Below are 24,161 nucleotides of genomic sequence, written 5' to 3'. Positions count from 1 at the left end.
TGTGCTGCGCCTCGCTCTGTATTGACTCTGGAGATCCGGGTTCTAGGCCCGCCGTCCGAGGTTCGAGCCCTCCGTCTTCACTTCCGTTCCCCGCGCCTCTGGCGTTTGCGGGAATGCACGATCTTTGACATATTGACACAAGCAAACTGTAAAGTAAAGACGAAAGTGCGCGCTCCTTTGTGGAGTGTGTGCGCAAATGATTTCTAGATACAGCTGAAAGTATGAGCTACTCGCTCCTTTTTTGGAGCCGAGTCGAGCAGAAAGTATATAAGGGCGGATGGCGGATGCCTAGGCTCACGGAGGCGATGAAGGACGTGATAAGCTGCGACAAGCCCGGGGTAGGTGCAAATGACCTTTGATCCCGGGATTTCCGAATGGGACAACCCGGCATCCTGGAGGGATGCCATCCCGGCTGCTGCCGGGAGGCCAACGCAGGGAACTGAAACATCTTAGTACCTGCAGGAAAAGAAAATAATTCAATGATTCCCCCAGTAGTGGCGAGCGAACGGGGAGCAGCCCAAACCCGCGGCGTGGCGACGCGCTGCGGGGGTTGTAGGACCGCGGGGTCGCATCCCGGAGGCGAGAGGAAGATTCTGGAAAGAATCCCGGTACAAGGTGACAGGCCTGTACTCGAAGCCCGAGGGAGCGTAGCGGTATCCTGAGTAGCGCGGGACACGTGAAATCCTGTGTGAATCCGCCGGGACCATCCGGCAAGGCTAAATACTCCCGTGAGACCGATAGTGTACGAGTACCGTGAGGGAAAGGTGAAAAGCACCCCGGCGAGGGGAGTGAAACAGTTCCTGAAACCATCCGCCTACAAGCGGTCGGAGCACGCCCTGCGTGTGACGGCGTGCCTTTTGCATAATGAACCTACGAGTTACCATGTCTGGCGAGGTTGAGGGGCTCAGCCCCGTAGCCGCAGTGAAAGCGAGCCTGAAGAGGGCGTTTAGTCAGATGGGGTAGACGCGAAACCAAGTGATCTACACTTGCCCAGGTTGAAGTCCCGGTAACACGGGATGGAGGACCGAACGGATAAGCGTTGAAAAGCTTCCCGATGAGGTGAGTGTAGGAGTGAAAGGCCAATCAAACTTGGAGATAGCTCGTACTCCCCGAAAGGCATTTAGGTGCCGCGTGCGATGTTCTCCGTGAGAGGTAGAGCGACCGATAGGTCGAGAGGGCTTCACCGCCTATCGAGACCTGACGAACTCCGAATGCTCACGGACTGGAGTCGCGCAGTAAGGGGGCGGGTGCTAAGGTCCGTCCCCGAGAGGAGAAGAATCCTGACCGCCGTCTAAGGTCCCGAAATTCCGTGCTGAGTTAGTCTAACGAAGTCTGGTCCCGGTGACAGCTAGGATGTTGGCTTGGAAGCAGCCATTCATTCAAAGAGTGCGTAACAGCTCACTAGTCGAGGGTCCGGGCGTGGATAATAATCGGGTATAAGCCGGATACCGAAGACGCGGGATAGCATTGTATATAAAAAGTATCGGTAGGGGAGCATTCCATGTGCGCCGAATGGTGCGGGTGACCTATCCTGGAGCGCATGGAAAAGCAAATGTAGGTATAAGTAACGACAAGGGGGGTGAGATTCCCCCCCGCCGCAAGACCGAGGTTTCCCGGGCGATGCCAATCAGCCCGGGGTCAGTCGGGTCCTAAGTCTCAGCCGAACGGCGATGGCGATGGCAGACACGGTTAACATTCCGTGACTTGCGTGTTCAGCGACGTGGAGACGGAGCAGTGACACTCTCGCGCCCTGACGGAATAGGGCGTTGAAGGGCGTAGTCCGTGAGGGGTGCAGGCAAATCCGCATCCCGAGACGAACCCCGACAGTACGGAGCCTCCCCCGGGAGGGTCCGACAGCAGAGGTAACCATACTCCCGAGAAAATCCGCTAAGCTCATGTTCACGCAACCCGTACCGCAAACGGACACACGTGGTCGGGTAGAACATACTCAGGCGTTGAGAGATTCATGGTTAAGGAACTAGGCAAACTGACCCCGTAACTTCGGGATAAGGGGTCCTCCCTGTTAGCTCAGGGAGGCGCAGAGAATAGGTCCAGGCAACTGTTTAACAAAAACACAGGGCTGTGCAAACTCGAGAGATGACGTATACAGCCTGACACCTGCCCGGTGCCGGAAGGTTAAGAGGAGAGCTCAGGAGCGATCCGAAGGCTTGAATTGAAGCCCCGGTAAACGGCGGCCGTAACTATAACGGTCCTAAGGTAGCGAAATTCCTTGTCGGGTAAGTTCCGACCTGCACGAATGGTGTAATGATCTGGACGCTGTCTCAACCATGAGCTCAGTGAAATTGTAGTATCGGTGAAGATGCCGATTACCCGCGATGGGACGAAAAGACCCCGTGAACCTTTACTACAGCTTAGCACTGACCTCGGTCATCCGATGTGTAGGATAGGCCGGAGGCTTCGAAGCGGGTGCGCCAGCATCGGTGGAGCCATCCTTGAAATACGGCCCTTTGGCTGTCTGAGGTCTAACGCGCGATTTGTGCGGACACTGCTTGGCGGGTAGTTTGACTGGGGTGGTCGCCTCCAAAAGCGTAACGGAGGCTTCCAAAGGTGCCCTCGGGCCGATTGGTAACCGGCCTTACAGAGTGCAATGGCATAAGGGCGCTTGACTGGGAGGCAGACATGCCGAGCAGGCAGGAAACTGGGGCATAGTGATCCGGTGCAAGTGTATGGAAACTGCATCGCTCAAAGGATAAAAGGTACTCCGGGGATAACAGGCTGATCCCCCCCAAGAGCTCATATCGACGGGGTGGTTTGGCACCTCGATGTCGGCTCGTCACATCCTGGGGCTGGAGAAGGTCCCAAGGGTTGGGCTGTTCGCCCATTAAAGTGGCACGCGAGCTGGGTTCAGAACGTCGTGAGACAGTTCGGTCTCTATCTATCGTGGGCGTTGGAGTTTTGCGTGGTGCCGCCACTAGTACGAGAGGACCGTGGTGGACAGACCTCCGGTTTGCCGGTTGTGCCGCCAGGTGCACCGCCGGGTATCTGAGTCTGGTATGGATAAGCGCTGAAAGCATCTAAGTGCGAAGCCTTCCGCAAGATTAGAGCTCCTATTTGAGGGTCGTCATAGACGATGACGTTGATAGGGCGCAGGTGTAAAGACGGCGACGTCAAAGCCGAGCGCTACTAATTGCCCGAAGCTTTCGCTTGTTGGTTTATGCTTTGAGCTGTATTCCGGTTCGGGTTTCCCCGTGTGGTCCGGAAGTGAGAGAGGATTCTTTGCGGCGTCTTTCCTTTGTTTTGCTTGTGGCGATAGTCGCCCTTACGGTTCCTCCCCAGAGTGAGCGGGGATGGTGGTCCGATAAAACTTATCAGGTGGTTATTGCGCCGGGGTTCCACCTCTTCCCATTCCGAACAGAGAAGTTAAGCCCGGCTGCGCCGATGGTACTGCGATGCAATGCGGGAGAGTAGGTGGCCGCCTTCTTTTAGGAGTCTCTTGAGCGAAAGTTCGGGGGACTCTTTTTTTGTTTGTATGTGTGCCGTTCCTGTTCCGCTTCCTCCACCCGTATGCCGTTCCTGTTCCGTGGAGTGCTGCCGGATTGGGGAAGCGGCATTTGATGGAAGAAGGCTCGGCGTGGTGGAAAGCACGGATGGAAATCCTGTGTTCGGCCAGTAGCTGATGTTGTTTTTATGGAATTTTTCTTCTTGACTTATTCTGAAATTCAGATTTTCAGTTTTTTTTTGTTCTAGGAAGTTATTACATATGAAAAAACATTTGCGTAATGCAATCATTTTGATGTTGTTTCTGACAGCAAGTCTGGCGTCAGCACAGCCATTTACAGAGGAGATAGTCTTTTCTCAAAACGGATATGCGAATGAAGAAGAAATAACCCATATACAGGGAAAATATTGTAGCTTAGTAGTTGATACTATTGGTGAAGGAACCTTTGTCTCCAGATATTATGCGTCTACAAAATCGTTGAACATATACTTTCATAATTTCCTCACGGTAGAGTCGGCAGTGAATATCAGGGAAATTGCATTTTATACGAAAACGAACAAGAGTCCGATATTAAAAAAAGGCCAGCAAGGTAAGATTGACGGAAAGAAAAAAATATGGAAAGGAGAGTCAAGGAAAGTTGTCTTCACGGTAGATGGGAGTGGAGGCGCAGTCCAGATTCAGAAAATACGGATTACATATTCTGAGAATCCTGCGATGCCTTCCACGGTTCCTCTTAGGGTAACAGATGCCGGTTATGCAACCATCTCCTCTGCATATCCACTGGATTTTGGAAACATTGACGGACTGAAGGCCTATTATGTTGTACGTCAGGATGGAAACTCGGCATATCTTTCCGAGATTGGAGGCGTAGTTGCTGGCAATACGGGTGTTCTGATAAAAGCCCCCAAGGGAAACTATAATATAAACGTGGCTGGGACTTCCGGAGAAATTCCAACAGGAAACCTATTGCAGCCTACTGCTGGTCGAGATATCAAGGCAGATGGCACACAATATGTACTATCAATGGTAAATGGAGTGGTCGGATTTCGCAAGGTAAGGATCAATGATTCGCTGAGAGACAATACTGCGTATATCAGTCTTGACGCTGGGAGCAGTACCAGAAACTTCATTGTCCTCCGCCCCGAAGAGAACACGACATTCATAGATATAGTCAATGATTTGGAGAGCTTTACCGAAACACCAGTCTATAATCTTTCAGGACAAAGAGTAAGCAGGGAGTATAAAGGAATCGTTATCAGAAATGGAAGAAAGAGTGTCCAAAGGTAAGATGTGTGATATATATCGGATGATTGGAATGAAGGCGAATAATTATACTGCGCCGGTCATTAGTATCGTGAGTGTGTGGGGCGAGCCGTTATTGGGTTCCTTGTCGGGAGATTCTTTGCCGATTACGGATGAAACAACGGTCGGAGGAAACGAAGGGCTGGCGAAGGAAGAGGAACTTGGAGGATGGACATTAGATTAAGTCTGTCTGTTGAGGATACCATCTGCATTCAAAGAGAAAAACACAGTAGCAACAGATTCCTTCTTTCCAATTAATATTTGAATTTCTGATAAGTCTGAACCCAAAGGGAGCAAAACTGTGGCTGAACATATTTATAAGAATGTTACTCCGTAGCTCTAATCGAATAACGAAATCTCTCTTCTGATTGAAAGAATATAGCGCAAGTCCTGTTTCTCAACAAATCTTGCGCCTAAAAATTAACGAGTAATAAAATCTTTTCAGTTATGGGGCAGTAGTGGTAATTTAACGTGAGTTCGACGAATTATAAGTCTTTGTAAATTTGGTGATTAGTGAAATTTGTTGTAACTTTATAGTGTTGAAATACAAAGAATTACAAACAAAAATAGCTATGTTCACCGAAGACAAAGTTACGGAAATATTTTGTATTTCGGATAAACTGCTGCTCAGAAAGAGGGCTATCATAGAAACGGTAAATGATGAGCTCAAGAACATTGCACAGGTAGAGCACTCCAGGCATCGGTCCTTTGACAATTTTATCGTCAATTTATTGGGGGCCATCGCTGCCTATTGCCTGTTTCCAAAGAAGCCGTGTATCAATGTACAAAGGACATTGGACACACAGCTTGCTTTATTCTGAATTCGTCGAACTCACGTTAATTTATTCATTTCACAGCGATGAAAGGTCATCGGAAATCTAAATGTTAGCGATGACTAAAGTATAAGTCGTGCCTCACGGAAGTATATTTCGTCGTAATCTATATATACCGCTCTCAAAGATTGAACAGCCATCGGAAGAAAGCACCTTCCTATGTCAAATGAAAATGCCGCACTCCACAGATGTGGAATGCGGCTTTGTTGTAATATCAATCGTCCCAAGGAGTGTAGCCAGTGTTGCCCCAGTTGTCAGAGGAAAGGTTGCCCTGCTTGGCACCGATATCATCATCCTCGATTTCCTCTTCCGTATCCACTCCTACGCTCCACCATTCATCGCCCATCAGTGCATCGCCCTTTATGGCGACTATTGAAACTATGGGCTGCATATATTCTTTTTTCTTCATTGTCAGTATCTTTTTTATTTAATGATTACTTTCTTTCCGTTGTGGATATACACGCCTTTCACGGGATTCTCCACTCTCATACCGTTCAGGTTGTAGTAAGGCGCATTGTCGTCTGTCTCCTTCGCAGCGTTGATATTCTCAATGCCTGTTACGGCAGTCTCGTCGTCAAAACGGAATGAGAATTCCTTGGCCTGATTGGAGCCGTTGAGCTTCAGGTAGGCACTGAAGTAAGGCATCGTGTTGCCGGTTTCCTTTATCTTGAGGAACTTGCCTTTGCTATTGCTGAAAGCAAAGAGATGGTTGCTTGCATCGCTCTACACCTTGGTGTCTTCTACCACACCCACCATCTTGTAACCGGCAGCAGTATACATTCCTGAAAAATCATTAACCTCGTGGTGATCCTGATTCTCGATCATCTGACAGTAAGAATTTGCAGAAGCAGCATTCTACATCTGTGTCAATCAATGATGTCGGGAAGAATTCCGTACCGTGGTCATATCTTTTCTGCGAAACGAAAGAAGGATGAACTTCCTTGAACTAGTGTTGTAATTGTTGATAAGAGATGCATTTGATAGATTATCATACTGCACTTCGAATTGAAGACTACACTCACGCTAATGATTACTCTTAGAATTATAACAAAAAGGAAAAGAGCACGTGATTTTTCTGTTTGTATCGTAGTTGTTATAGTGCTTTTGCTGTAACGGAGTTGGTGTATTTGTCGTAACTCCGTTGCGATTGTCGTCGTAACGGAGTTATTCCCTTTAGTAGCATAGTCCTGTTATTTCCTTTTCCATTGCCATCTACTTTGCCTTGTAAGTGGACAAACGACAGGTACAGACTCTTTCAGTTTCAGGCGTAATAGACATTAGGCACACAGCTTAATTTATCCTAAATTCATCTAACTCACGTTATAAATATAAAAAGACAGAAAAGACAAACATATGATATTGTCGCTACGGACTCATTGCCTGTTGCTGGAATTGAATTTATAACCATTTGAGAAGCGTTCAGGAAGATGTTGATTACTTTCTAAGACGTACATATACGTCAGAATACATATACAGCAGTTTGTATTCTCGTGAAGATTCCAAATCGAAGTGCAAAAAAGAGTAGCCCTCGCCGAGAGATGCAGACGTTCTCGAAGCGTAGCGAGAGGTTGTCTGCATCTCTCGGCGAGGAAAAAGCAACAACCGGCAATACAAATTAAAAAAGGGAGACCGAAGTCTCCCCAAGATTAACTAACTTTGTATTGTAAATGTATCATCAATTAATCTCGGAGCAAAGGTCGCAAATTTTCGCCTTACTTCAAAAGAAAACCGCAAGAAAAGAAATTGCCGCCATCGTCGGCATCAGTCAGGCAACACTCTCACGTGAAATCAAACGCAACAGCACGCCCTCGGGAAAGTATATCTGGACGAAGGCGCACGACATGGCCATGCAGCGCAGGAGGCGAACGGTGAGCAACTCCAGACTCTCCGACGAATTGGTCTGGAGAATCAAGGAATATATCGTTAATGACCAATGGTCTCCAAGACAAATATCAGGGTATCTGCGTGTGAATGAGGGGATAAGGGTGTCCCATCAGTCCATCTACAACATCATCCACAATGACCCGACAGGGAAACTTGCCGGGCACACAAGACATCAGATGAAATACAGGCATCACCCCAAGGGTGGGCATCTTCCTGTCAAGGACAGGGTGAGCATCCATGAGAGAAGCAAGGAAGTGGACGGGAAGAGATTTGGAGACTTTGAGATGGACCTGAACGTCGACCCTGCCCAAAGGGCCATACTCACACTGGTGGAGAAATCCACCAATATGTTGCTTATGCAGAAACTGCCATTTGGGAAGCAGTCGAAACCTCTGGCAAAAGCAGTCAGGAGACTGCTGCTGCCATACAAGGACAGACTGAAGACCATTACCACTGACAACGGACCTGAGTTTGCCGCACATAAGGATATCACGAAATGGTTGGGCGTGCCTGTGTACTTTGCAGATCCATATTGTCCATGGCAAAAGGGAGCCATTGAGAATACAAACAAGTTAATCAGACAATATATACCTAAAAAGGATTCCTTTGAGAACTATACGGACAAGAGGATTATGGCCATACAGAAGATATTGAATGAAAGACCAAGGGAAAAACTAAACTTTTCCACACCAAAGTGCGAGTTCTTCAAACATGTGTTGTAATTTTGCACTTGCTGGTTGACTCTACACTCGCCAATTTCTCCTAAAGCTGAGGCATTATTCTATGCGCATTGTATTGGCTTTGATGCAAAGATCCTTGATTACTTCGCCGCCTGCTATCAATCCGGCAGTAGCTGGAACCCACGCATTCGAAGCGGGAGTGAGCCGTTTTGTGTGGGCAATGCCGGTCGGTTCTTCGGCTGGCTGTGTATCCTGTTCGTAAGAGGAAGAGGGATGGAGGCTTGTGAGTGGCTCTTCCGGACTATATACCACCTTGACGTTGCGCACATTGGTCTTGCGAAGTTTCTTTCGCAGCACCTTTGCAAGAGGGTCGTTGATGGTCTTGAACAGGTCGGTTACGCAGAATTGCGTGGCATCCAGTTTGAAAGCTGCACCCATACTGCTGATAAAAGGGACGTTGAGATTGTGGCAACGTGTGATGATGTCTATTTTAGCCACCACGGTATCAATGCAGTCCACCACATAATCGTAGGTGGAGAAATCGAATTGTGAGGCTGTTTCGGGAAGATAGAACGTCTGGAACTTGCGTACTTTGCAATCGGGATTGATGTCCTTGATTCTTGCTTCGGCAATGTCTACTTTCGGTTTGCTGAGTGAACTGTGCGTTGCGATAATCTGCCGGTTGATATTGGATAGTGCAACAAGGTCGTCGTCCACAATATCTATGCTGCCCACGCCACTTCGTGCCAACACTTCCACTACATAGCCACCAACGCCACCAACACCAAACACGATTACGTGGCTGTTTTTCAATGTCTCGAGGGCAGGGCTGCCCAATAAAAGTTCGGTTCTTGAAAATTGATTTTGCATAGGTAAGGGGTAAGTGGACAAGCTGACGAGTGAACAAGTAGACAAGCTGACGAGCTGACAAGTGAACAAGTAGACAAGTTTACAAATAGCCCAGTTTTTAAGTTTAGAAGTTTTTTAAAAATTACGAGTTCAGAAGTAAATTCATTTACATTCTTACTTATTTTGTGCTGCACCTCCCGGTCAGACCAACTTGATTGCCAATGGTTCTATCGTGATAAGATGACGCTTGTAGAGGTCGCCGACAGCTTTCTTGTAGACTTTCTTCGACACTTGAAAACGGCGTTTGATGTCTTCTGCATCGCTCTTGTCGCCAAGGTCGCACACGCCGTCGTTGTCCTTGAGATACTGCAACAGCGTTTCTGCAAAGTCTTCTGCGTGCTTGTATCCGACAGGCTGCAGCGTACAGTCTATTTTTCCGTCAGGGCGCACGGTTGCTATGTAGCCTTTCATACGGTCGCCTGTGTGAATATAGTGGAACACCTGATCATCATATATAAGCCCGGGATACTTGTTATCCACGATAACCTTGAATCCGAGGTCGGTCTTTTGCCAAATCAGCAAGTCCACTTCCTGACCGGTCTTGTAGCGGGGATAGTCCTCATCAAAATAATGTTCAATCTTTGCCGATGCAACCAGTCGATAGGTTTCTTCGTCGAGATGGATATGCACGATGTAGGAATCGCCTATCTGCATACGCTTCTTCTGTTCGCGGAACGGACAGAAGAGATCTTTGGTCAGTCCCCAATTGAGGAATGCACCGTATTCGTTTACCCACGCACATTCCAGATATGCAAAATCGCCAACCTGCGCAAAAGGCTTTTCCGTTGTTGCGATAGGACGTTCTTCCTGATCGAGATACACGAATACATTCACTTCGTCGCCGATGGAAATTCCTTCCGGGACATATTTTTCCGGCATTAGAATCTCGCCTTCGCGACCACCGTCAAGGTAAAGACCGAACGGATCGCCATTGCCTTCGCGCAATGCTACTTTAAGTACAGTTAGGGTGTTGTAGGCACCTATCTTTATTTTCGACATATTGGTTATAATGAGATATTTTATTGTGGAGAGGTTTACTGGTTCTCGGCTTTCTGTTCGTTCTGAATCAGTCCGTCTTTCAGGTGTATCGTCCTGTCTGTCAGCGTTGCCAGCGTTTCATCGTGTGTTACGATAACGAAGGTCTGACCGAACTTGTCTCTCAACTCGAAGAAGAGCTTGTGCAACTCCTCCTTATTCTTGGAATCGAGACTGCCAGAAGGTTCGTCGGCAAGAATCACGGCAGGATTATTGATCAGGGCACGTGCCACGGCAACGCGCTGTTTCTCGCCGCCCGACAGTTCATTAGGCTTGTGGTCGGCACGGTCGCTGAGTCCCATAAATTCCAGCAATTCTTCAGCCCGGGCTTTTGCCTCCTTCGTTTTTATTCCGGCGATGTTAGCCGGAATCATAATGTTCTCAATCGCCGTGAATTCCGGAAGAAGCTGATGGAACTGAAAAACGAAACCGAGATGACGGTTGCGAAACTCGCTGAGCTTGTTTCTTGAGAGTTTTCCGGTATCAATGCCATCAACGATTACCGAACCGCTGTCTGCCTTATCCAATGTTCCGAGAATCTGGAGCAATGTGGTTTTGCCTGCACCTGACGGCCCGACGATGCTGACAACTTCGCCTTTATTGATATGCAGGTCGATACCCTTGAGCACCTGAAGCGATCCGAAGCTCTTTGTTATACCTTTGATATCTATCATAATTTATCTGAATTTACTGTGAAACCAACTGAGGAACACCTCGTAGGCACTCCGTTCCTCGGTGTGCTGCGACTGTGCGAATGTCATTCCGTCCATACGGTCGCCGTACTGGTCGGGGAATATCATCATAATGGTCTTGCCCTTGAAGAATCGGTTTACCTCCTGTGGCAGACGTTCCATTGCCGATTTATACGAAATGGTGCCTTTGCGTGCAGTAATCAATACGAAAAGATGGTCCTCGTTTACCTGCGCGGCAAGTTTCGGCACTTCATTCCAATGCTCCATTTCCTTATATTCCGCCCTTACTTTGGGATGCCGGTTGCGCACATAGCCGTTGAGCAGTTGCAGCGTGTCCTGTCTGCCGTGGAAAACAATGCGGCATTCAAGATTGGCTGCCAGTCGTGAGAGGCGTTCCAGCCAACGGTAGAAACCCGGTTCAAATTCTGCGCGCGAAGGAACTGCCACCTGAATCCTTCGGATGGTGTTCAAAGGCTGCGTGATGCGCGTGATGATGATTTGCCGGCTCAGTCCGTTGTAAAGGCTCTGCGTAAATTCTCCCCAGAATCCCTTGGTCAGTTCCTGACGGCCGTGCAGTCCCATAATGATTTCCGATGCCTGAAACTCCTTGAAGGCGTGCTTGATTCCATTGGCAATATTGGCAGCAATTCGCACTTGAGTCTCCAAAGGCACGTCGGCAGCACTGGCGTGTTGCTGAAGATGGTCCAGCAGTCTTCTGCCTTCCTCCTGATTGGCTGCTATGTTCACATCGTCGTAGACAACGTTCAGTGCTACTATTTCGCGCTTCAGTTTCCTGTTGCGCATCAGCATTGCCAATGAGAGAAGGCTGTCGGCATATTCGGGATATTTCACCGGTATGAGAATCTTCTCGTCGCTGTCGGTCTTTACCATTTCCGGCTCTTCCTTCTTCATCAGTCGTATGCGCTGTGCTGCGTTTTCGGTTACGAGCGTTGAGATGATGCACGTGAAGAGAATCATCATCACGATACCGTTGAGCACAACATCGTCGAAGAGGTATTGCCCCGGCGCAACCTCCAGTTTCAGTCCCACCATTACCATTGCAATGGCACCGGCAGCGTGCGCACTCGTGAGTCCGAAAATCATATCCGACATAACTCTTGGCAGCCGCAGCAGAAAGCCCATCAAGTAAGCCGCGATCCCCTTGCCGAACGTACCGAAAAAGACAATGCAGAGCACCACCCAGAGGATGTGCGTGCCTTCAAAAAGCAGGCGCACATTGATGAGCATTCCCACACCGATAAGGAAATACGGGATGAACAATGCGTTGCCCGTAAATTCTATCCGACTCATCAGAGGGGAGAATCTCGGAATGAAACGGTTCAGAATCAAGCCCGAGAAGAATGCCCCGAAAATGCCTTCAAGGCCTATTGCATCGGAGAGGGCAGCCGAAAGGAACAGCATTGCCAGCACAAAGATGAACTGCATCACGGCGTCTGAATACCGTCTGAGAAACCATCGCGTGATTCTGGGCAGCATCCAGATGAGCCCCGAGATGTAAAGGGCGAACTTCAGCAGAAACCACACCCAGAAAGCACCGCCGCTGCCACCTCCGAAGGAATTTACTATCATTGCCATCCCTATCAGGGAGAGCAGCAGCGAAATCATCGTTGCCCCAACGCTGAGCGTGGAACTGGGATGCTGCGTCAGCCCGTATCGCCCCACGATAGGATAGGCTATCAGCGTGTTCGACGACATTATGCAGCTCAGCAGCAATGCCGACATAGAGGAATGCCCCAACAGACAGACAGCCATAAAATAGGTAAGCACGAACGGCACGGCAAACGTAAGCACGCCAAACATAGATATTCTTACCTTGTTCTTCTTCAGTCCCTCCATATCCATTTCCAGTCCGGCAAGAAACATAATGTAATAGAGACCCACGCTGCCGAAAAGCTCGAAGGAGGCATCGCGCTTCAGGATGTTCAGCCCGTATTCGCCCACGAGCACGCCTGCCAGCACCATTCCGATGATGTGTGGAATGCGCAGACGTCCCATAATAATCGGCGACAGCAGAATCATCAGGAGCACAACGAAGAATATCAACGTTGGATCAGTAATTGGGAAATATTGTGCTAAATTGAACATTGATATCTCTTAAAGAACGTATTTTGATTATGCAAAGATAGCAAAAAGTTGTGGCTTGTGGGCTGAGAGCCGACAGTTTTTTATCTATCAGCCGAATTAATTTTATTCAGAATCATAAGAATGCAGGATTGCCGCGCTTTTATTTTCCTGAATATGCCAAGTAATTTCCTTGCATTCTTGTCCCTTTCATCCCCCGTTTCCTTGTCCCTTGTTTCCTCGTCTCTTTGTCTCCTTGTTCTCTCTTTCCCCTCGTTCATTTTCAAATGACCGAAGATTGGATTCCATTCTTCGCACGATTGCAATGCGTTTTTGCGAAGATTGCACCGCATTCTTCGCACGATTGGAAAGAGATAAATTGTCCATTGATTATCAAGTGTTTACATCGCAAGTGAAGCTTGCGTGTTATACGTCTTTGGGTTGCAGCCCAATGAAAAACAGAGGCAGGTGCAAATTCCCATTATCAGTATTTTGGAAAATTAATTCATCCAATCGTTTTTTTTTGTAATTTTGCAGCATAAATCTTTTAATAAAGCAAAGACAACTTATGAAAGTAGCAATAGTTGGAGCCAGCGGAGCAGTAGGACAGGAGTTCCTCCGCATTCTGGAAGAGAGAAATTTCCCGATGGACGAACTTGTTCTGTTCGGTTCAAGCCGTTCGGCTGGCAGTAAATATGTATTCAGGGGTAAGGAATTAGAAGTTAAACTACTTCAGCATAACGATGATTTCAAAGACATTGATATAGCATTTACAAGCGCGGGAGGCGGCACTTCGGCAGAGTTTGCTGAAACCATAACTAAGTACGGCTGTGTGATGATCGACAATTCCAGCCAGTTCCGAATGGACAAGGATGTGCCGTTGGTGGTGCCGGAAATCAATGCGGAGGATGCGTTGAACCGTCCGCGCGGCATCATTGCAAATCCAAACTGCACGACTATTATGATGGTGGTGGTGCTCAATCCTATCGAGAAGCTGAGCCATATCCGTAAAATTCGCGTGAGCAGCTATCAGAGTGCGTCCGGTGCAGGTGCTGTGGCGATGGAGGAGTTGCAGCAGCAGTATAAGGAGTTGATAGAAGAGGGGGAGGTAAAGACTATCGAAAAGTTCCCTCATCAGTTGGCTTACAACGTGATTCCTCAAATCGACAAGATGACCGAAACCGACTATACGAAAGAGGAAATGAAGATGTTCTACGAAACGCAGAAGATTATGCACTCCGACGTGCGTACAAGTGCCACCTGTGTGCGTGTTTCATCGCTCCGCAGTCATTCCGAATCCGTGTGGTTTGAAACAGAGAGGCCTTTGGCTGTAGGAGATATCCGCAAGGCACTCGAAGCAGCTCCGGGCGTAACGCTTGTAGACGATCCGCATAACTATGTTTATCCTATGCCGCTCGAGAGTTCCGGACACGACAACATTTATGTTGGCCGTGTAAGAAAAGACTTGGCCGACGATAACGGCAACACACTTTGGCTCACCGGCGACCAGATTCGCAAGGGTGCTGCGCTGAACGCTGTTCAGATTGCGGAATATCTCATTAAGGTGGGGAATGTAAAGTAAGGAAGTGAGCGAGAGGACGAGTTTACAAGTAGATGAATGAACAAGGAAAGAAGTTTTAATGGTGAAGGAGTGAACAAAGAGAATAGTTAATCTATAAATTTCTTTGTTCTGAAAAATTGCCGAATGGCGAGCAAGTTAAGAAATCTCCTTGCTTTCTCGTCTTTTTATCCTCTCTTTCCCTTATCATTCAAATTCCTTGTTCTCCTGTCTTCTCGTCCCTTTTCTCCTTGACAGATTATTCCTCGTCTTCCGGATCAGCCCATACAATCTGTACACCCGAAGCAAAGTCCTGTGTGCTTTTACGGGTGTGAGGGTCGCGACGGCTGGCTGGCAGAAACTTGCACTTCACGCCTTTCACGTTTTTCTTGATGTCGAAATCCTTGCGATTTTCCACCGGGTCGCTCTCAACCGTGAGGTGGAAACGCCCCAACCCATCGAGCACCACCGTGTTGCCGAGGCTCAGGCTGTAACTGATTTCGTCTACAAGTGCCATAATGATGCCCGTAACCTCGCCACGTGTGAAGGTGGTATTCTCCTGAATGGATGCCGCGAGGTCTTCCGTTGTCGTAACCCCACTGCTCACTACTCGTGCGTGCCACTTCCCACCACGATTCTCTTCCTTGAATTTACTCTGTTGCAGTCTGATACTGATTGCCATATAATTGAAGTTTTTATATTTCTTCTGCAAATATACGTATTTATATGAAATATAAAAAGCATTATATAGATTATTTACTTTTGCGATTTAATTTAAATCATACATATTCTTTTCCTTTTTAAAGGTTTGGAGAAAATAATATATAAATATATGAGTTCGGGGTTATCCCGAACTCAAAGGTATAAGACATCAGGTAAAGGTCTATATAAAAAATGTGCAAGCTCCATATTTTTATTATCTCCGTATTTGCTAAAAATAAAGAACAAAAATGGAGCTTACACAATTATAAATTTCGGGACTTATTCCAGAGCAAATCTTTCTATAAACTTTGCTCGCTCGTCGCTAATATTATACAATTTCCTATAACGCATAACTATTTTTTCAGATGATTGAGGCAAACGCCCATTTTCCAATAACTCTATATAAGCAAGCGCATACTCCTCTTCGTCGGACGACAAAACAGACTTTTCCACTGAGTTTCTCAATTCTTTAGCACGCTCAGAAGAAATACCTAAACGTTCACGGAACTTCTCTAAATACTTTTCTTCATTAGAATCAATAATGCCATCATCCTCCAAGCAAGATTTTATCTCATTCAATAATTTCTGCTCATTGTCTGTCAATGAAGAAACGGCTTTCAGTGCTGTCGTGGGTAAAGAAATATTTGAATCTGAAACCAAATATTTCTTTGATCGGAATTTTACGCTAATTCGCCATTCTGTTTCTGTTTCTTCTTTTAATTGCTTCTCAATATCAGATTCTTTAGAACCCGATATTTTCATCTTCAATACTTTGAGTTTTCCTCTGATTTCATTTTTCTCAGAACTTGACGTAAAACGGCTGTCTTTAGTAGATAAACTTTCACTATACTCTAAAGTGTTTCCCTGTATACGGCTCTGTGCTAAACGTTGCCATTTGGGTTGATTCTGATACCATACGATATCATTGGGGACAAAAGGCAAATCCATAGGGTCATACATATACCTTACTTCGTACTGATCGGCAGAGGTTGAATTAAAGTTTTTTACAGAAGAGTCTTTTTTCTCAAATTCTCCCTTAACAAACCAAGCTTTCCCCTCTATATTAAGAGAGTCCTGAGAAGAATTCATTTCTTCCACCTTTTTACCCTTCACAGAGGTTATGGTTATTTCTTCTGCACCTAAACATTGCAGTATATAACAGAACTCCTGCACTTTATCAAGGAAAAGAAATTCTTCCGCCTGTTCAAATGGAACGTAAACCTCCGGATTGAAAGGGTGTCCCATATACAATTCGTTTGTTAAAGGCAAGCCATCATAGAACTTGATGCAGGAAGGTATATTGGAATTTCTAAACACTTTGATATCAGTATCAAAGCAGCCACCTATCTTCCTGTCAGGAACTATCAGGATATACTTTCTATCTTTATATTCTGTGTATGTAGTATAATTATCCCAATCATCTTTTAATTTATCTCATTGCCGTCCACTAAAAATCGCTAAGCGTTCTTTGAAATATTTGAAATATAGTTAGTTACAGAGATTTTCAAGGTGCGACGATTTGATTTTGTATCTTTGCAGTCCAAACAGATGACTGCATATGAATAAGCCCCAATACGTTTTCTCCCAATTGGTCGCTTTTATGGATTCAGACAAGTTTCGTCACATCGTTGATAAGTATGGCGGTAACCGCTATGTGAAGCACTTCACATGTTGGAACCAGCTCCTTACACTCATGTTTGGCCAGTTGAGCAATCGTGAGAGCATGCGAGACTTGATTGTCGCCATAGAGGCACATTACCAGAAGTGCTATCATCTCGGACTTGGCAAGCACGTGACCAGAAGTAATCTGGCTAAAGCCAATACAAATCGTGCCTGTCGCATCTTCGAGCAGTATGCCTACTACCTTGTGAGTAAGGCCAGGCGCAAACGGGCTGCGAATATCTTCAAACTTGACGGTAATGTCTATGCTTTCGATTCCACGACCATCTCGCTATGCCTGAATGTGTTTTGGTGTGCCAAGTTCCGCAAGCATAAGGGCGGTATCAAGATACATACCCTATATGACCTGGAGACTCAGATTCCCGCCTTCTTTCATATCACCACAGCATCAGTGCATGGCTCCAAGGCGATGGGGGAAATCCCCATTGAGACTGGTGCTTACCACATCTTTGACCCTGGCTACAACAACTTCAATGAGCTCTATCGCATACATCGTGCAGAGTCGTTCTTCGTTGTCAGGGCCAAGACCAATTTGCAGTACAAGTGCATCAAGTGGAGACGCAGGCTGCCCGGGGAATAATGACAGATGCTGAGATAGAGCTGACCATCTATGGCAGTCAGAAAGGCTATCCAGAACATCTTAGGCTTGTACGATTCTTCGATGAGGAGCAAGGCCGTGAGTTCATGTTCCTGACTAACGCAATGGAACTGACCGCACTGCAGGTTTCCGGACCTCTACAAGAATCGTTGGCAGATAGAGCTTTTCTTCAAGTGGCTCAAGCAGCACCTCAAAATCAAGAAATTTTGGGGAACAACTGAGAATGCTGTCAGAATACAGATTTACTCCGCCATCTGTGCCTACTGCCTCGTTGCCATTGTGCAATATGATATGCGATTGGATAGAAGCACTTATGAGGTGCTGCAAATCCTCAGCATGTCACTTACAGACACAACAAATCTCAGAGATCTCTTCGACAAAACTATATTCAAAAATGACAAAGACCGAAGTGGTTCAGGTAAACCTAATTTATTTAATTTTTAAACTCGTCCATTTTTAGTGGACACTAGTGAATAACATTATTAAGCAACTCGTATAAACTGATAGACGTAGACATAGTATTTTATTTTATATTTTTTCCACTTTCAAATATGCAGGATTCAATGCTCCCATCTTCTTCAAATCAACACCATAGTTGTTTTTGAAAAGGGTGTTTACCTTTTCGCTTTCCTGCTGATTGGTAATAGGATTGGGCAGCATTGTTGCAAGCTGAACACTCATACCGGGTTCTATTACCATTCCGGCAGAGTGCTTTGTCATTTTCACGGTGATTTTCAATAATGCCATAATAATGGATTTAAAGTTTATAAGATTCTGAGGTACGAATAAAAGGAAAAGGGAACATAGCCCACTTTAGCTCTATTCATCCGGTAAGGTTTTGGAAATAATCATAGGGTCTGAATGAAGTAAAAACAGGCCATACTCTCATATAAGAATGGGAGCACAGAACCTGCCTAAACTCGATTATGGACACCCCTGTTGAAATTTTCCAGATTTAACCAGGTCGATAACCTCGTTTGCAAGTTTTGCTCATACGGAACAGACGGAAGAATATCCATCTGCTCATATTTGCAAAATTAAGATATATTGGGCACATATCAAAATATTTTATCATATTTTTTTGAAACATTGGTTATGTTCTGTTGTTTGCGAAAGGAGTTGTCTGCTTAAAGACAATCTTCATCAATTCTGTCTTGCAAAGAAAACAAAAAAAGGAGAATTGCAACTTATTTTTTTGAATGTAATTTTGTGGATGCAGAATTTTATACCACTTTTAGTAATATAATACGAAAAGTGAAGAGTGGTGGAGTGAGAAGGAGTTTGAAATTGGGTTGATACGGAAACAGATTGTAGATTGACAGACGAAAAACTTCAGGTATAGGTTCGTATAAATATGCGTATATGCGAGTTCTTTGTTTGTTTTGTAAATAATTGAAATTCAGTATTTTATAAACGTGCTGCGTTTGTGCGAAGATTGCAATGCAAATGACGATATATTGCAAACACTTGTAAATCAACCGTTTACCAAACATAGAGTTTTTATTCGGAAACAAGCCACATGTAAATATTTTTCTCAACACTCAAACTCTGTGGATACGAGTACAGAACAAGGGCAAAACCTTCACGGGGAATAGGCAGACAACGGACGAAACAAGGAATAATTGCGACGAACACAGGCTATTTTTTGGCAATTCGCAGTTTTTTTCGTAACTTTGACGCTTAAAATAAAGACTCCGATCAACCTATGGACGACGACAAAATAAAAGACCCTAACGAAGAAGAAAAGTTGGACGACATCAACGAATATGCTGAAAACGTGATAGCCGACGAGGAAGAAACGGATTCAGAAGCACATTCCGACTACAAACCTGCCGACAGATTCGACGCCTCGGCAGTGCGACATCTTTCGGGAATGTATAAGAACTGGTTTTTAGACTATGCCAGCTACGTGATTCTCGAACGTGCCGTGCCGCATATCGAGGACGGACTGAAGCCCGTGCAGCGGCGCATTCTCCATTCTATGAAAAGAATGGACGACGGACGCTACAACAAAGTGGCGAACATCGTGGGGCATACGATGCAGTTCCATCCTCACGGCGATGCTTCCATAGCCGACGCGCTCGTGCAGATGGGGCAGAAGGACCTGCTGATAGACACGCAGGGAAACTGGGGCAATATCCTCACAGGCGACCGTGCCGCCGCACCGCGCTATATTGAGTCGCGACTGTCGAAGTTTGCACTTGAAACGGTCTTCAACCCCAAGACCACCGAATGGCAGTTGTCATACGATGGCAGAAACAAGGAACCGGTTACGCTGCCCGTAAAGTTCCCGCTGCTGCTTGCTCAGGGAGGCGAAGGCATTGCCGTAGGATTGTCGTCGAAGATTCTGCCCCACAATATGAACGAGATTTGCGAGGCAGCCATCAAATATCTCAAGGGCGAGGAGTTCCAGTTGTATCCCGATTTTCCTACGGGCGGCAGCATAGATATTTCAAAATACAACGACGGGCAGCGCGGCGGCACGGTGAAGGTGCGTGCCAAGGTGGAGAAAGTAGACAGCAAGACGCTCGTCATTCGCGAAATCCCATTCTCAAAAACTGCAAGCACCTTACAGGAATCTATAACGAGAGCCGTTGAGAAAGGGAAACTGAAAATCAGAAAAGTGGAGGATATGACGGCATCGGAGGTTGAAATCCTCCTGCATCTCACTCCGGGAACATCGAGCGACAAGACGATGGACGCACTCTATGCGTTCACGGACTGCGAAATCAACATTTCGCCAAACTGTTGTGTGATTGCCGACCAGAAGCCGCAGTTCCTCACTGTTTCCGATGTGCTCCGCCATTCGGCAGAACACACGAAAGCACTGCTCCGGAAAGAGTTGGAGATTCGCAAGGGAGAGCTGGAGGAACAGCTTTTCTACAATTCCCTTGAACGAATCTTCATAGAGGAACGCATCTATAAGGAAAAGAAATTCGAGACTTCAAAGAATATGGACGAGGTTGTTGAGTTCGTTGATTCCAAACTTGAGCCTCACAAGCCCACGTTTATCCGCGAAGTTACGCGTCAGGACATTATCCGTCTGCTGGAAATAAAGATGCAGCGTATCCTGAAGTTTAATAAGGACAAGGCCGACGAACTGATTCAGAAAATCAAGGCAGAGATTGCCGAGATAGAAAAAGACCTCAGCCAGATGGTTCGCGTAACGATAGAATGGTTCACGCACCTGAAGGAGAAATACGGAAAGGACTTCCCACGCAGAACGGAGATAAAGAGTTTCGACACCATCATCGCTGCAAAGGTGGTGGATGCCAATGAAAAACTCTACATCGACCGTCAGGGCGGCTTCATCGGAACGGGACTCAAGAAGGCTGAGTTCGTGCAGAACTGTTCGGATCTCGACGATGTGATTATCTTCTACAAGGACGGAAAATACAAGGTTACGAAGATTGCCGACAAGGTGTTCGTGGGCAAGAACATCCTTCACTTGCAAGTGTTCAAGAAAAACGACAAGCGCACCATCTACAACACCGTCTACCGCGACGGAAAGGACGGGCATTACTTCATCAAGCGATTCAACATCACCACCCTGACACGCGACAGGGACTACGACGTTACGCAGGGTAAGCCGGGTTCGCGCATCGTTTACTTCACAGCCAATCCTAACGGAGAGGCCGAAATCATCAAGATTACGCTCGAAGTAGCCCCGGAGAAGAAGCGGCAGAACATATTTATGGAGCGCAACTTCTCGCAAGTGCTCATCAAGGGACGAAGTTCCAAAGGCAATATCCTCACGAAGGAGCCTATTCATCGCATATCCCTGAAGAGCCACGGCCGTTCTACGCTCGGTGGCCGCAAGGTTTGGTTTGATCCGGACGTGAATCGCATCAATTATGAGGAACAAGGCCGTCTGTTGGGCGAGTTCAACGACAAGGACAGCATCCTCATCATCCTCGACAACGGCGAATACTACACCTCAAACTTCGACCCCTCCAACCACTACGAGGACAATATATGGCGAATTGAGAAGTACGATGCCGACAAGGTTTGGACAGCCGTGGTCTACGATGCCGACAATCAGGGCTATCCATACCTGAAACGTTTCCAGATGGAGAACTCGAAGCGGCATCAGAACGTGATGGGCGACAATGCCAACTCAAAGCTCGTGATACTTACCGATCAAGTTTATCCACGAATAGAAGTAACCTATGGAGGCGACGACGCTGCACGTGGCTCGGAAGAAATAGACGCTGAGCAGTTTGTCGGCGTGAAAGGATTCAAGGCTAAAGGCAAACGTCTCACCACTTGGAAGGTGGACAGGATTGAAGAACTCGAACCAATCCGTTTCCCTGAACCTGAAAATGCAGAGGACGACGACGAGGAGGGAACTGCCGACAATCCTGAAACGGGAGGGGAAAACCTCGACCCGGATGCGGGAAAGAGTCAACAGCAGGTAATAGACGAAATGACCGGACAACTAAATCTCTTCCCTGATGAATAGACGGTGGACAAATTCAACGGCCGGCGAGTGGACAAAGAAAAGAGTTGATACGCCGGAAAGAAGAAAAGAGAACAAGCGGACGAAAATCTTTGCCTGCCTGTTCTCTTGTGCTTTTCTGTCAGTCCTTGTCCAGCAAGCCTATGCACAGGACACTCTGCGAACCGGAAAAGTGATAACGAATGCGCAGATGGTGGGCATCGGAAGCATCAATCAGCTCGACACCTACCTTTCCCCCGGCGAATACAGGGGCAGCGAACTTCGATACGTCTCGCACTCGGTGCGCGAGAACGGCTCTAAGATTTCCCGCGAACTGATACATCAGGCGCATCTCTCGCTCACGCGCAACCGTGCAGAGAACAACAGAGAGATCGGGGGACTTTACAACTTCCAGTACAACGTGCAGTACGAACTGGGAGAATGGCAACTGGGCAACGGAAGACTGATGCTGAAAGCCGGTGGTGGCGCGGATGCAAACATCGGCTTCCTTTACAACACCCGAAACGGCAACAATCCGGCGCAGGCTTACGTGAACCTGAACCTCGCACCCAATGCAACGGCTGCCTATCGGTTCAGACTGTGGAACCGTCCTTTCCAAATCAGATACGAAATGCAGCTCCCTCTCGTGGGGTTAATGTATGCGCCAAACTTCGGACAAAGCTATTACGAGATTTTCTCAAAAGGAGACTACGACCACAACATAGTACCGACAACCATCGGCTCTGCGCCATCACTCCGCCAGATGCTTACCTTCGACTTCAGGATCAGGCACACAACCGTGCGCTTGGGCTATCTCGGCGACTTCCAACAGGCAAAAGTGAACGGTCTGAAATACCATACTTGGAGCAATCTCTTCGTTGTGGGCATCGTAAGAAAGTTTTCTATCACTAAGATTCTTCCATAATGGGCAGTAAAATCAAGCACGGAATAAATCATATTCTGACGGCAGTAGCAGCACTATTGGCCGTATTCAACCTCGGTTCCTGCGTAACCAACGACGAATACGCCGACAATCCACAGGGCAATTTCGAGGCTCTCTGGGAGATTCTCGACGAACACTATTGCTTTTTCGAGCAGAAAGATGTGGACTGGAATGAGGTACGCGAACGCTATGCCAAGCAGTTCAACGGCTCGATGACCGAAAGTCAGCAGTTTGAAGTAATGGCAAAGATGCTTTCTGAACTGAAAGACGGGCACGTGAATCTCTATACCTCTTTTAATACGGCGCGCTATTGGGCGTGGAAGGACAACTACAAGCAGAACTTTTCCGACTCTTTGGAACGCAAATACCTGAAAACGGATTATCTCATTGCGAGCGGTATGGGCTATACCATCTTCGACGACAACATCGGTTATCTGCGCTGCGCCAGTTTCCAGAACGGAATAGGCGCGGGAAACCTCGACGACATTCTCCTCTATTTCCAACCCTGCAAGGCTATCATCATAGATATAAGGAACAATGGCGGTGGCTCGCTGAACAATGCCGAGGAGCTTGCCGCCCGGTTCACGAACGAAAATCTGCTCGTTGGCTATATGCAGCACAAGAACGGCAAAGGGCACAACGACTTTTCGGCTATGAAAGAACAGATATTGAAGCCGGGAAAGGGTGTGCGTTGGCAGAAACCGGTCGTGGTTCTCACGAACAGGAGCGTCTATTCGGCAGCCAATGAATTTGTGAAATATATGAAGTGCTGCCCCAATGTCAAGACAGTCGGCGACCGTACCGGTGGTGGTTCCGGCCTGCCCTTCTCAAGCGAGCTTCCCAATGGTTGGAGCATCCGTTTCTCGGCGTGCCCTATGTACGACAGAAACAAGGTGCTGACGGAGTTCGGCATCGAACCAGACCATAAAATCGACCTTACCGATACAGATTTCCTACGTGGCAAAGACACTATTATAGAGTTTGCACGCACGTTGATAAACCAATAAATATCTTTGTCCTCTGTCCTCTTGTTCCCTTTTCGGCTTACCCATAATCCTATGTATTCTTATTCAAGAAAACGGTATATGCACCATTGCTTTTCAATCGTGCGAAAAACGGCTTCCGTTTGTGCGATAAATGCAATCCATTTGTGCGAAGATTGCCGTGTAATCTTCGCACAAACAAAGTTAATTTATAAAATACTGAATATCAATTATTTACAAAATAAGAAAATAAATTGCATATACGTATGTTTATACGGATGGAAAAGCGACCTGCCCTATTACAGACAAGAGTAATAATAGAATACCACACAACAAAAAAGACAGAGACATCATTTAATAAAAGCAAAAATATTATTTTATA

Annotated in this window: 20 protein-coding genes and 2 rRNA genes; 13 read left to right on the top strand and 9 right to left on the bottom strand. The window is 46.7% G+C overall.

Annotation, left to right across the window (positions count from 1 at the left end):
- The first annotated feature begins 255 nt into the window (after window positions 1-255).
- From P150_RS0106135 to P150_RS0106115, 5 genes are all read left to right on the top strand, one after another.
- Window positions 256-3,168 (top strand): 23S ribosomal RNA (locus P150_RS0106135).
- A gap of 161 nt (window positions 3,169-3,329) precedes the next feature.
- Window positions 3,330-3,442, top strand: a 5S ribosomal RNA gene (gene rrf / locus P150_RS0106130).
- A gap of 279 nt (window positions 3,443-3,721) precedes the next feature.
- Window positions 3,722-4,747, top strand: coding sequence for a hypothetical protein (locus P150_RS0106125; RefSeq protein ID WP_028896920.1), 1,026 nt, complete (start codon window positions 3,722-3,724; stop codon window positions 4,745-4,747).
- Between the two features lies 1 nt (window position 4,748).
- Window positions 4,749-4,946 (top strand): hypothetical protein, encoded by a 198-nt coding sequence (locus P150_RS0106120; RefSeq protein WP_036932093.1) that lies wholly within the window; start codon window positions 4,749-4,751, stop codon window positions 4,944-4,946.
- 322 nt (window positions 4,947-5,268) lie between these two features.
- Window positions 5,269-5,583 (top strand): transposase, encoded by a 315-nt coding sequence (locus P150_RS0106115; protein ID WP_369793309.1) that lies wholly within the window; start codon window positions 5,269-5,271, stop codon window positions 5,581-5,583.
- Between the two features lie 226 nt (window positions 5,584-5,809).
- On the opposite strand, the gene P150_RS0106110 is transcribed toward P150_RS0106115, so the two are convergent.
- On the bottom strand, window positions 5,810-6,004 hold the full coding sequence (locus P150_RS0106110) for a hypothetical protein (protein WP_028896917.1): 195 nt from the start codon (window positions 6,002-6,004) through the stop codon (window positions 5,810-5,812).
- A 14-nt stretch (window positions 6,005-6,018) separates the two neighbouring features.
- Window positions 6,019-6,240: a hypothetical protein gene (locus P150_RS0106105; RefSeq protein ID WP_028896916.1), complete on the bottom strand. Its 222-nt coding sequence runs from the start codon at window positions 6,238-6,240 to the stop codon at window positions 6,019-6,021.
- Window positions 6,241-7,262: 1,022 nt separating this feature from the next.
- On the opposite strand from P150_RS0106105, the gene P150_RS0106095 reads away from it, so the two are divergent.
- Window positions 7,263-8,201 (top strand): IS30 family transposase, encoded by a 939-nt coding sequence (locus P150_RS0106095; protein WP_028896915.1) that lies wholly within the window; start codon window positions 7,263-7,265, stop codon window positions 8,199-8,201.
- Window positions 8,202-8,255: 54 nt separating this feature from the next.
- Here the strand turns inward: P150_RS0106095 and P150_RS0106090 are convergent, their stop codons facing one another.
- The 4 genes from P150_RS0106090 to P150_RS0106075 all read right to left on the bottom strand — a co-directional run bounded on the left by P150_RS0106090 (window position 8,256) and on the right by P150_RS0106075 (window position 12,901).
- On the bottom strand, window positions 8,256-9,029 hold the full coding sequence (locus tag P150_RS0106090) for a ThiF family adenylyltransferase (protein ID WP_028896914.1): 774 nt from the start codon (window positions 9,027-9,029) through the stop codon (window positions 8,256-8,258).
- 180 nt (window positions 9,030-9,209) lie between these two features.
- The gene (locus P150_RS0106085; protein ID WP_028896913.1) at window positions 9,210-10,067 is read right to left on the bottom strand and encodes a S1 RNA-binding domain-containing protein; all 858 of its coding nucleotides are present in this window, start codon (window positions 10,065-10,067) and stop codon (window positions 9,210-9,212) included.
- 35 nt (window positions 10,068-10,102) lie between these two features.
- A complete protein-coding gene (locus tag P150_RS0106080) occupies window positions 10,103-10,777 on the bottom strand; it encodes an ABC transporter ATP-binding protein (protein WP_028896912.1) in 675 nt (224 codons plus the stop codon).
- 3 nt (window positions 10,778-10,780) lie between these two features.
- Window positions 10,781-12,901, bottom strand: a complete 2,121-nt coding sequence (locus tag P150_RS0106075) for a cation:proton antiporter (RefSeq protein ID WP_028896911.1) — start codon at window positions 12,899-12,901, stop codon at window positions 10,781-10,783.
- Window positions 12,902-13,445: 544 nt separating this feature from the next.
- Between P150_RS0106075 and P150_RS0106060 the strand changes: the two genes are divergently transcribed.
- Window positions 13,446-14,459 carry an aspartate-semialdehyde dehydrogenase gene (locus P150_RS0106060; protein WP_028896909.1) on the top strand — a complete coding sequence of 338 codons (1,014 nt, stop codon included), beginning with the start codon at window positions 13,446-13,448 and terminating at the stop codon, window positions 14,457-14,459.
- Window positions 14,460-14,694: 235 nt separating this feature from the next.
- Here P150_RS0106060 and P150_RS0106055 read toward each other — a convergent pair whose 3' ends face one another.
- Window positions 14,695-15,117, bottom strand: coding sequence for an HU family DNA-binding protein (locus P150_RS0106055; protein ID WP_028896908.1), 423 nt, complete (start codon window positions 15,115-15,117; stop codon window positions 14,695-14,697).
- A gap of 299 nt (window positions 15,118-15,416) precedes the next feature.
- Entirely contained in the window at window positions 15,417-16,382 is a 966-nt protein-coding gene (locus tag P150_RS0106050; RefSeq protein WP_028896907.1) for a hypothetical protein, read from the bottom strand.
- A 313-nt stretch (window positions 16,383-16,695) separates the two neighbouring features.
- Between P150_RS0106050 and P150_RS17980 the strand changes: the two genes are divergently transcribed.
- The 3 genes from P150_RS17980 to P150_RS17970 are packed head-to-tail and all read left to right on the top strand — an operon-like array spanning window position 16,696 to window position 17,859.
- The gene (locus P150_RS17980; RefSeq protein ID WP_231477581.1) at window positions 16,696-17,397 is read left to right on the top strand and encodes an IS4 family transposase; all 702 of its coding nucleotides are present in this window, start codon (window positions 16,696-16,698) and stop codon (window positions 17,395-17,397) included.
- Window positions 17,397-17,636: a hypothetical protein gene (locus P150_RS17975; RefSeq protein ID WP_231477580.1), complete on the top strand. Its 240-nt coding sequence runs from the start codon at window positions 17,397-17,399 to the stop codon at window positions 17,634-17,636. The genes P150_RS17980 and P150_RS17975 overlap by 1 nt, the downstream gene beginning before the upstream one ends.
- The gene (locus P150_RS17970; RefSeq protein ID WP_231477625.1) at window positions 17,572-17,859 is read left to right on the top strand and encodes a hypothetical protein; all 288 of its coding nucleotides are present in this window, start codon (window positions 17,572-17,574) and stop codon (window positions 17,857-17,859) included. The genes P150_RS17975 and P150_RS17970 overlap by 65 nt, the downstream gene beginning before the upstream one ends.
- An 84-nt stretch (window positions 17,860-17,943) precedes the next feature.
- Here P150_RS17970 and P150_RS0106040 read toward each other — a convergent pair whose 3' ends face one another.
- Window positions 17,944-18,162, bottom strand: a complete 219-nt coding sequence (locus P150_RS0106040; RefSeq protein ID WP_028896906.1) for a DUF6140 family protein — start codon at window positions 18,160-18,162, stop codon at window positions 17,944-17,946.
- A 958-nt stretch (window positions 18,163-19,120) separates the two neighbouring features.
- Here P150_RS0106040 and P150_RS0106030 point away from each other — a divergent pair.
- From P150_RS0106030 to P150_RS0106020, 3 genes are read left to right on the top strand one after another with little or no spacing between them, the layout of a single operon-like run.
- On the top strand, window positions 19,121-21,877 hold the full coding sequence (locus tag P150_RS0106030) for a DNA gyrase/topoisomerase IV subunit A (RefSeq protein WP_051617575.1): 2,757 nt from the start codon (window positions 19,121-19,123) through the stop codon (window positions 21,875-21,877).
- Window positions 21,870-22,778: a DUF3316 domain-containing protein gene (locus P150_RS0106025; protein WP_081819288.1), complete on the top strand. Its 909-nt coding sequence runs from the start codon at window positions 21,870-21,872 to the stop codon at window positions 22,776-22,778. Before P150_RS0106030 ends, P150_RS0106025 begins: the two co-directional genes overlap by 8 nt.
- The gene (locus P150_RS0106020; protein WP_051617574.1) at window positions 22,778-23,803 is read left to right on the top strand and encodes a S41 family peptidase; all 1,026 of its coding nucleotides are present in this window, start codon (window positions 22,778-22,780) and stop codon (window positions 23,801-23,803) included. The genes P150_RS0106025 and P150_RS0106020 overlap by 1 nt, the downstream gene beginning before the upstream one ends.
- Window positions 23,804-24,161: the final 358 nt, after the last annotated feature.

The organism is Prevotella sp. HUN102 (genome assembly GCF_000688375.1).
In the GTDB taxonomy this organism is placed as follows: domain Bacteria; phylum Bacteroidota; class Bacteroidia; order Bacteroidales; family Bacteroidaceae; genus Prevotella.
This window is presented reverse-complemented; position numbering and strand designations above follow the sequence as displayed.